Origin of the sequence: Synechococcus sp. R55.2 (assembly GCF_047462075.1) — a bacterium.
Lineage (GTDB): Bacteria > Cyanobacteriota > Cyanobacteriia > Thermostichales > Thermostichaceae > Thermostichus.
In genome coordinates this window covers 2,878-12,458 of the sequence record NZ_JANSIH010000009.1, presented here as the reverse complement: position 1 = coordinate 12,458, position 9,581 = coordinate 2,878, and the positions used below count along the sequence as shown (strand labels likewise).

Annotated in this window: 8 protein-coding genes and 1 tRNA gene; 7 read left to right on the top strand and 2 right to left on the bottom strand. The window is 58.5% G+C overall.

Annotation, left to right across the window (positions count from 1 at the left end; translation table 11 throughout):
* Nucleotides 1–968, bottom strand: a 968-nt coding sequence (locus NW838_RS00250) for a DICT sensory domain-containing protein (protein WP_414427266.1), incomplete at its 3' end; no start/stop codon positions are given.
* 185 nt (nt 969–1,153) lie between these two features.
* Here NW838_RS00250 and NW838_RS00245 point away from each other — a divergent pair.
* From NW838_RS00245 to NW838_RS00230, 4 genes are all read left to right on the top strand, one after another.
* A complete protein-coding gene (locus tag NW838_RS00245; RefSeq protein ID WP_414427265.1) occupies nt 1,154–1,597 on the top strand; it encodes a 2TM domain-containing protein in 444 nt (147 codons plus the stop codon).
* 120 nt (nt 1,598–1,717) lie between these two features.
* Nucleotides 1,718–1,788: transfer RNA gene (locus NW838_RS00240), tRNA-Gly, on the top strand.
* Nucleotides 1,789–2,564: 776 nt separating this feature from the next.
* Nucleotides 2,565–3,566, top strand: a complete 1,002-nt coding sequence (locus NW838_RS00235) for an ABC transporter substrate-binding protein (protein ID WP_414357554.1) — start codon at nt 2,565–2,567, stop codon at nt 3,564–3,566.
* Nucleotides 3,567–3,627: 61 nt separating this feature from the next.
* Nucleotides 3,628–5,268: an ABC transporter permease gene (locus NW838_RS00230; protein ID WP_414427264.1), complete on the top strand. Its 1,641-nt coding sequence runs from the start codon at nt 3,628–3,630 to the stop codon at nt 5,266–5,268.
* A 22-nt stretch (nt 5,269–5,290) separates the two neighbouring features.
* Here NW838_RS00230 and NW838_RS00225 read toward each other — a convergent pair whose 3' ends face one another.
* Nucleotides 5,291–5,977 (bottom strand): hypothetical protein, encoded by a 687-nt coding sequence (locus NW838_RS00225; RefSeq protein WP_414357555.1) that lies wholly within the window; start codon nt 5,975–5,977, stop codon nt 5,291–5,293.
* A gap of 190 nt (nt 5,978–6,167) precedes the next feature.
* Between NW838_RS00225 and NW838_RS00220 the strand changes: the two genes are divergently transcribed.
* The 3 genes from NW838_RS00220 to NW838_RS00210 all read left to right on the top strand — a co-directional run bounded on the left by NW838_RS00220 (nt 6,168) and on the right by NW838_RS00210 (nt 9,495).
* Nucleotides 6,168–7,520, top strand: coding sequence for an ABC transporter substrate-binding protein (locus tag NW838_RS00220; RefSeq protein ID WP_414427263.1), 1,353 nt, complete (start codon nt 6,168–6,170; stop codon nt 7,518–7,520).
* Nucleotides 7,521–7,632: 112 nt separating this feature from the next.
* Nucleotides 7,633–8,835, top strand: a complete 1,203-nt coding sequence (locus NW838_RS00215; RefSeq protein ID WP_414427262.1) for a carbohydrate ABC transporter permease — start codon at nt 7,633–7,635, stop codon at nt 8,833–8,835.
* Nucleotides 8,836–8,937: 102 nt separating this feature from the next.
* On the top strand, nt 8,938–9,495 hold the full coding sequence (locus NW838_RS00210) for a pentapeptide repeat-containing protein (RefSeq protein ID WP_414357558.1): 558 nt from the start codon (nt 8,938–8,940) through the stop codon (nt 9,493–9,495).
* The last annotated feature ends 86 nt before the right edge of the window (nt 9,496–9,581 follow it).

Sequence of the window (9,581 nt, the reverse complement as noted above, 5' to 3'; positions counted from 1 at the left end):
TGTGCCGAGGCTACTGCCTCCCGCAAAAAAGGGTTGCTGGGAAGAGGCCACAGGGATCCCTTAAGGCTGCCCATCGTTAGGGTGCGGTACTCCTGCTCAATCTGAACAGCAGGGGCCTGGCCATCGTAACGGTAGATCAAACATCGCCCCACCTCTGCCACCTGCCCCAGCTCCTGCACAGCAATTGCCAAAATCTCGCCGGGATCCAAAGACTGGCGAATGGCACTGCTGATGCGGTTGATCAGATGCTCTTTGCGCTCTTGCGCCCGAATGGTGCGGTAGGCCCGCTGCAGCTTGTATTGCCCTGCCTGGAGATAGGTGATCAGCCGCTCGGTAAAGGGGCCTGGATTCAGTTGGCTGGCGGAGTTTTGCGGGGATCCCTTGAGGTACTGGCGAAGGGGCTCAAGGCGAGGTTCCAGATCCGGTCGGTAACTGAGGATCTTGGGCAACAGGGCCAAAGCCGCTTGGACTGTAATCTGACGATCAAATGACCAGATCCCATCAAATTGGCGAGCTGCATCCATATCGCTGCTTTGCCAAGGACGCTCCCGCTGCATCTGCAAGCGTTCTCGACACACGAGGCAGGTGGCATAGTGGGCATCGATGACGATCAAGTGCCACTCCTGCACCAAGGGATCCTCTGGATCCAAGGGAATGGTGTGGTAGGGCAGGTCTGTCTGAGCAAAATCCTTTTCTGGGGTCGCCAACACAAACACGTCTTGGGCCATTGCGCTGATGCGCTGGTAGCGCCGTGCCTCCTGGCGGTAGTAGCGCTCCTTTTGAAAGTTAGCGAATACCCACGGGGATCCCTGCCCTTGCAGCACCTGATCCTCAATGGCGTGGCTGAGGGCAACCAAAGAGGATTTGAAATACAGTTGTGGGCGCAGGTGCGGCAAAGCCTGCAGCAGATCGCTCAATAGGGAGGTACGACTCTGGCGAAGGTAAGATCTAGAGCGGGTGGAGGCCATAACCCTACTGGCAAGCACAGATCACAGGCAGTACAGGGACACTTAACCCCAGAGAAGGAGGCTCGCAGTCTAGGTTTAGTCTAACGGTTGGGATCCCGCGGCGGAGGGAGCTTCATAAGGCGCAAGATCCAGCTAGCCCAAACTAAGAGATATAAAGTTTACGAAGTTATATGTAAGTCAGCCAAATGTCGGGATCCCGGTACAGCCAAGAGGACGTGCAGCAGATCCTGCAGCGAGCCATTGCCCGCCAGCCGCGCCTGGGCGAGTTCACCCGCTCCCAACTGCAGGAGATGGCCGCCGAACTGGGGATCTCCCCCCAAGAGCTGGATTTGGCCGAGCAGGAATGGAAGGCTTGGCAAGAGCTGAACAGCCAACACCGAGAATTCCAGCGCTACCGCCGTCGGCAGTTTTACCAACTGCTGGGCCGCTATGGAATTGTCAACAGCTTTTTGCTGAGCTTGGACTGGCTCTCCGGTGGGGGGCTATCCTGGTCGCTATTTATCCTCATGGGCTGGGGCTTGACCGTTTCCCTCAAGGGCTGGAACGCCTACCAAACGGAGGGTGAACGCTACGAGAAAGAGTTTCGCCAATGGCAAAGGAAACGCCAGAAAGATCTCCAGAGCAAGTAAGCCCAGCCTACCGGAGAAGTCTGTCCCGCTGATGGAGATGGATTTTTCTCCAAACTCTGAGTGGGAAGGGGCACCGCCGAGAGATGCTACCATAGATATTCAGCATCGCTGAATGCCCGTGCGGGCGTAGTTTAATGGTAAAACCGCAGTCTTCCAAACTGCTGTTGTCGGTTCGATTCCGTCCGCCCGCTTCCCAACACTGGGCAGGCCTTAAACTAAACCTCAAAACTCGCCTGCTGTAGGCCTTTCCGGGCCCAACCTAGCCCCAAGGCAACGGTTGAGTTCGGGGCGAAAAGTGTCTGCGAGGGGGGTGGAGAAGGAGCAAAGCAGGAGGAGTCTTGTGAGCTTTTGGTCTGACCGTGGCGTATCGCGGCTGGGGTGGTACTACCGTGGAAGGCGTTACCGGTTGTCGACGGGGGTGCCGGATACGACGGCAAGCCGGCGGGTGGAGTCGGAAGCTGGTTGCCTTGGTTAAGCTTCTCTAGGAGGAGCTAGATAAGGAAGACGCTTTCGGATCCCTATAGCCAAAGTACAGGGTATGTGGTTCCAAAAAGCATAGCTGGTTGAACCAAGCTGTGCTTTTTCCTCTCACAATCTGGCCGGTAATTTTTCTTAATCAGAACTTAATCTCAAAATAACTAGAAAATAACTTTTGGATGATTTTATTGAGGTATTCTGAGCTGTATTCAACTCCTAAAATAGGGGGAAACCTGGGAACCCCGAAGCCAAAGCTTCCCCCGGCTTCCTGCGAGTTTTGTGAGCGAAGTGGGATCCCTGCTACGCAGGGGGTGCTTCTATCCATATCCATGTGGTTGTGACTTATAGTGGCTGTGATAGATGTTGTCTGAAAAGCTGCAATACAGGCTTATTCTCCGGTGAATTTGGGCAATGCTCTCATTTGTGCCAGATCGGCAGTAAAGTGAGAGTAAATGCAAAAACCGATTTTGGAATGGTTAGGAGAATCACCGTGCGTCCTCTATCTTTGTTGGCGGTGCTTTGCAGCGTGGCTTTTGCCCAGCCTTTTGCGTGGGGATCCTTGAGCTCAGCCTGGGCTAAGCCTTCCGGGACGTTGCGTTTGTACACCTCCCAACCCGATGCAGATGCTCAGAAAACTGTTGCTGCATTTCGGGAAGTTTATCCAGAGGTTTCGGTGGAGATCTTTCGCTCCGGCACCGAGGAGGTGATCAGCCGCTTTCTTTTAGAAGCAGAAAAGGGCAGCCCCCAGGCAGATGTGTTGTTGGTGGCCGATGCGCCCACCTTTGAGCTGCTGAAAGCCCGCAATTTGCTGGAGTCCTACTGCAGCCCTGAGGCCAAAGCCATCGCTGCCACCTACTACGACCCAGACTGCCACTACTTCGGCACCAAGATCTTGGCCACGGTGATCGTTTACAACACGGCCAAAGCCCAGCCCATCGATAGCTGGGCAGCCCTGGCCCAGGTTCCTGAAGGCCAACTGGTGATGCCCAGCCCTACCTATTCGGGCGCCGCCGCCTACAACTTGGGGGTTATCACCCGCACCCCCGGCTTGGGCTGGGAGTGGTACGAAGCCCTGAAAAAGAACAAGGCAGTGCTGGTGCAAGGCAATGGCGCTGTGGCTCGCAACGTCGCCAGTGGCGAACAAAGCTACGGCATGGTGGTGGACTTTCTCGCCATTCGCAGCCGCAACGAGGGATCCCCAGTGGAGGTGGTCTATCCCAAGGAGGGTGTGCCATTGATTACAGAGCCGGTGGGAATTGTAAAAGGAACGCCCAACCTGGAAGCTGCCCAGGCTTTTGTGGACTTCTTGCTGTCTCAGAAGGGGCAGGAGGTTGCTGCAGGGATGGGCTATATGCCACTGCGGCAGGATGTCACACCTCCGAAAGGGTTCCCCGCCTTGAGCGAGCTGAAGATCTTAAGCGTGCCGGCGACGGAGTTGGCCGAGAGCCGCGAGGCCGACAAGGCTCGCTTTGCCAAGTTGTTTGGGGAATAGGTTGACATCAAGCTGGCCAGACGCTGGCCAAGTCTTGCGGTGGAAGGACTTGAGCAAAGGGTTGAGGCACCCCATTATCCCCTGGCTGGTGGCTGTAGCCGCCCTTGTGACTCTGACCCACGTCTATCCCCTCTGGAGGCTGCTGCAGCGGGCCTTGGGCGGCGAAGGTGAGAACATCCGCTGGTTGCTGGAAACGCCTCGCGTCCATCTGGCGCTACGCCATAGCCTTTGGGTGTCCGCGGCCTCAGCGGCGCTGGCTCTTGGGGCCGCTCTGCTGCTGGCGGTGCTCACCACCCAGACGGATCTGCCGGGCCGCGGGATCCTACGGCTGCTCTTTTTGTCTCCTCTGGTGATTCCGCCCCAGGTTTTGGCCTTGGCCTGGATCCAGTGGGCTGGGCCGGTGGGCTATCTGCAGCAGGGGCTGCGCTGGATTTTGGGAAAGCAGGGATCCCTGTGGAGCCTCTACACACCGGCGGGGATCATCCTGTTGCTGGCTCTTTTTGTGCTGCCGATTGCCTATCTGACGCTGGTGGCGGGCCTGAGCCGGCTCTCCAAGCAGGCTCAGGAGGCGGCCCAACTGGATGGGGCAAACCTGCTGCAGGTTTGGCTCTACGTCACGCTGCCTCTGTTACGGCCCTCTGTGGCGGCAGCAGCAGCACTGGCGTTCCTGGGGGCCTGGGGCAATTTCGGGATCCCGGCCTTGCTGGGGATCACCGGGCCCTACCTGACCTTGCCCACTCAGCTGTACCAGGAGGTGATCAACTTCAGCGGCGATGGGTTTGGGCGCAGTGCGGCGCTGGCGTTGCTCTTTGGCCTGCCGGCCCTCTTCTTCTTGAGCTGGCCCCAGCGGAGTCAGGAGGGGTTGGATCCCGGCGAGGCGCCTCCGGATCCCTATCGCCTGGGCTGGCTGGGTTGGCTGCTCAGCGGGATCCTTTTCGCCGCAGCTCTGCTGGTCGTTCTTGGGCCCTTGCTGGCCATGGCTGCGACTGCCCTGCTGCGGGCCTATGGCCTGCCCCTGACCTGGTCTAACCTAACCCTGGAGCATTTCCGCATGGTTCTTTTTGATCTGGAGCGGGCCCGCCGCGCCACGCTGCACAGTTTGGGCTTGGCGGGAGGAGCGGCACTGCTCTGCAGCGGGATAGGGACGATCTTGGGCTATGCCCTGACCCGCTTGAAGGTGCCGCTGTTGGCCCTGCTCAGCTTCATCGTGGACTTGCCCTATGCCCTGCCGGGCCTGATTTTTGCTTTGTCTCTCATCTTGGTGTGGTTGCCTCCTCCCCTGCCGGGGCTGAGCCTCTACGGCACCCTATGGCTGATCCTGATGGCCTACCTGGGGCGGTTCTCGGCCCTGGCACTGCAGCCCCTGCAAGCGGCGTGGCGCAGCTTGGATACCAGCCTTGAGGAGGCAGCCAGTATTGACGGGGCCTCCCTGCTGCAAACCTTTCGCCACATCTTGGTGCCGCTGCTGGCGCCAGCCCTGACGGCGGCAGTGTTGCTGGTATTTCTGCAATCTTTTGCCGAGCTGACCCTCTCCGCCCTCTTGGTGACCTCCCGCTCGGAGACCTTTGGGTGGCTCATCTTTGGCTTGCAACAAGGGGGCTATACCCAGCAAGCGGCGGCCCTAAGTACCTTGCTGCTGATCGCGCTCTTTGCCCTGGCCGCGGGGATCCAGGCGCTGCGGCGGCATGCCAAGCCAAGCTGAGGAGGGGATCCCTGCAAATCCTTCACGGATTGGGGCCGATCGTGGTGGTGCGGCGGATGGGTTGACCCTTTAGAGTCTTGCCTTCTACTGTTTTCACCCAGCCTTGTCCTGGCACAAATCGGTACTGCACAGAGGACTGGGTGCCACCAAGCAGATCCCCTTCGGCATTGAAAACATGAGCCTCGCGCTGCCATTGTCCTGGCCCCGTCGGTGTGCCCCTCGATTCGGTGGTGCAGGTTTGGTCGCGGGCATTGCTGAATTGGCCGCTGCGCTGCCAGCCTTGCCCCGCTTGGCCCTCAGTAAGGCTTGAGCTGCTGCCTACCGTCTCGCCCTGGGCATTGTGCACCGTGGTGCTGCCCTGCCGTTGCCAGCCCTCATTCGTGCGGGTGGTGGTGTGCTGATGGTTCAGGTTCCAGGTCTGACCTTGTTGGGTAGTGACTTGGCCGGAGTAGTCTCCTTCCACCCCCTGACCGGGAATGAATTGCCGGGATCCCTGGCCGGAATAGGTGCCACTACCCGATCTGCCACTTGGCCCGGTGCCAGTGTAGGTGCCGGAGTGAGTGAAGGTGCGCCCACCGCGCGGGGCCAGGGATCCACCCGTTGGCGTGGTGGCTGTGGCAGTGCGTTGACGGGGGCGAGCCTGCGCAAAGGGAGCAAGCGCCATCAGGAGGGCAGTAACCAATAACAGGCAAAAGCTTGCGGTTTTCATTTTCATTCTCATTTTTCGAGACCCCTTGAGAAATTGCCAATCATGACCCAGGCTAGGTGCTCACCTCATCTGACTCTGACTTTGGCCTGAAGGTTCACTTCCCGAGGGGATCCCAGCCAGATATAACCTGCTCTTAATGTCGGTGCTGTAATCTCAGAGGTGCCTTTAGCGAATGCGACTGCATTTTTCTATGAACACCCGTCGTACTTTCCTGGCTGTTGCGGCTGGCCTGGTGGCTGCTTCTGCTGCTGCTCTTCTGGCTGCCGACAGCTTTGCTCAGTCTCCTGCCGAAGTCAAAGTTTGGATTGCCTTTACCGATAACCGCCTGGATTGGGCCCGCGGAAAAGCGGAAGAATTCAACAAGCAATTTCCTCAATACAAAGTTACGGTCGAAGGCTACGGCAACTACGAAGAAATTCAGCAAGCCACCGACCTGGCCATTCAACAAAATGCTGCTCCTTCGGTGGTGCAGTGGTTTGAGGTGGGCACCCAGCGGGCACGGGATTTTGGTTACTTCAAGTCCATTGCCGATGCTCTGGGCAATCGCACCGAAGTGAACGGGATCCCAGTGAATTTCGACGATTTTATCGAGCCGGTGGTGAGCTACTACACCCTGGATGGCAAATTTACCTCCATGCCCTGGAACAGCTCCAGCCCCATTCTCTACTCCAACACGGCCATCTTGAAGAAGGCTGGGATCGAAAAGCCGCCGGCCACCTGGCAAGAGCTGGAGGCTGCTTGTCAAAAGATCATGGCCCTCCCCGACGCTCCCCAGGGCTGTGTGACCTGGCCCAATCACGGCTGGTTCTACGAGCAGTGGATGGCCCAGCAGAATGCCCTCTTGGCCAACAACGACAATGGCCGTGCCGCCCGTGCCACCCAGGTCTTTTTGGACTCGGAGCCGTCAATTGCCATCGCCACCTGGTGGAAAGGGATGTATGACAAAGGCTACTACATCTACAGCGGCAAGCAGCGGGATTGGGCAGCCACCGAGCAGGCCATCCAGACCGGTACCGTCGCCATGGCCATCACCAGCAGCGCCGATGCCGCCAACATCACCAACGCTGCCAAGCAAAACAACATCGAGCTGGTCACCACCCGCATGCCCTACAACGCCGACAAGGGTTGGACAGGCAACTTGATCGGGGGAGCCAGCCTCTGGCTGGTGAAGGATCTGCCCAAGGAGGTGGAAGAGGGGGCGCTGACCTTCATGTTGTGGCTCAATAACACCGAAAATGCTGCCGAGTGGCACCAAGTGACCGGCTACTTGCCCATTCGGAAAAGCTCGGTAGCCTTGCTGGAGTCGAAGGGCTGGTTCAAGGAAAACCCCAACTTCTTCACCGCCAGCGACCAAATCAACAATTCCAAGGTGACCCCTGCCACTCGGGGGGCGCTGCTGGGGGCTTTCCCCGAAATTCGCAACGTGGTGACCCAAACCATGGAAGATCTGATGCTTAAAGGCGGGGATCCGGCCCAGGCCATGGCCAAGGCCAACCAGGAGGCCAACCGCCTTCTAGCCGAGTACAACTCCCTCTACCAGTAACCTGGATGTCGATGGGCCAGGGGTGTTATTGAGGGATGGGGGTGGGCGGCGGCCTGCCCCTTTCCGGGCTTTGATAAGGCTCTTGTGAAGAGCACAGCCGAGGTGAGAGGCGATGTTGGGATTCATCCAAGTGCTGCTGCCCCTGTTGGCGGGGTTGCTGGGATCCCTCTGGATGGGGCTCCGTTTTCGACGCATCGAGTGGCCTGTGCCGGTGGGGGCAGTGCTGGGGGGCCTAGCAGGAGGGCTGGGATCCCTGATTTTTATGGCGCCCCTGGATTTTTGCACTTTTGAGCCGGAGCGCAAGGCCATCGACATGGCCTTTGGCGTGGGGTTGGTGTTGGTGGGCATGGCCATTCCCCTCTGGCCGCTGTTGGCGTGGACGCAGAAGGAGCAGGAGCGCCGCCTGGGGATCCCCGGCCCAGCTGTTCAGGAGAGGGGCACCTTTAAGCAGTGGTGGCTGGCGTGGCTGCTCTTGTTGCCCACCTTCACGATCTTGGTGGTGTTTCTCTACTACCCAGGGCTGGATACCTTCCGCCTTTCCACCCTGCTCACGTTTGTGGGGGCGCCGCGCAGCCGCTTCGTCTGTGTGGACAATTTCACCGGTCTGCTGACGGATGCCACCTATTTGCGTAGCCTCGGCATTACCTTTGCCATTTCGGCGGCCATCGTGGTGCTGGGGTTGAGCGGATCCCTGTTGATTGCCACGCTGGCCTATCAGCCGATTCGGGGGGCGGCGATTTATCGGGTGTTGCTGATCTGGCCCTACGCCATTTCTCCGGCGGTGGCCGGGATCATCTTCTTTATCATGTTCAACCCCTTGGGAGGGGTGGCCAACCATTTGCTGGGCCTGGTGGGGATCCCCCGTTTAAACTGGCTCAGCGATCCCAACTTGGCCCCTTGGGTGGTGATCTTTGCTAGCGTTTGGAAGCAGATGGGCTACAACATTTTGTTTTACCTTGCCGGCCTGCAAAACCTGCCCAAGGATCTGCTGGAGGCGGCTGCCATTGATGGAGCCGGGGCTGTGCGTCGCTTTTTTGCCATCACCCTACCGCTGCTTTCTCCCATCACCTTCTTTTTGGTGATTACCAACATGACCTATGCGTTTTTCGATATCTTTGGCACCATCGATTTGCTAACTGCCGGAGGCCCTTCCGGATCCACCTCGGTGTTGATCTACGAGATCTACAAAATCGGAGTGTCTTCTGGCAATTTGGGCAGGGCTGCCGCACAATCCATTGTCCTGTTTTTCCTTGTGGTGGGCTTGACAGTCCTGCAATTTCGCACCACCGAGCGGAATGTGACCTACGGCGGATAAGGGCTGTCTCTGCTGCAACGCCATCCAAGTTCTCAGCAGCTCCCACGTGATGAGCAAGGGAAAAATCGGCAAAAATGGGGGCAGAGAACCTAGGGATCCCCAATGGCTGCAAAATCCAACCCCTTGACCTGCTGGCACGACTTCGGAAAGCTGGGCATCCTGCTAGTGGTCACTTTGCTGCTTTGGCTCCTCTGGGGATCCCCGGCGGGCAGCCAAACCCGTCTCAACTTCAACAACGCCGATCTGCAGGGTCAGGATTTGTCCGGCCAAGATTGGCGGGGCAGCAGCTTTGTCAGTGCCAACCTGCAGGGCGCCGATCTGCACGGGGCCAACCTTGCGGGGGCGGCATTCACCAAAGCCAACCTGGCAGGGGCCAATCTATCCGGTGCCGACTTGAGCAATAGCCTCTTGGATCTGGCCAATTTGGCAGGAGCCGATCTCAGGGGGGCCAACCTCACGGGAGCCATTGCCGCGCGGGCAGTTTGGCAGGGCGCGCAGATTGCCGGCGCCGATTTCAGCGAAGCCTATGTGGATCGGGCGGCGAAGCGGCAGTTGTGTGAGCAAGCTGAGGGATCCCACCCGGTAACCGGTGTAACCACCCGCGAGAGCTTGAGCTGTCCTGGAAACCCACCCCAAAACCCGCAACCACGGCAAACGTGAAGAAAACAGGATCCCTGAACCCGGTCGGTCGGATTGGCCTCTAGATTGGGTGAGGTGTCGATAGTGCCCAACTATGAGCAAGCCCA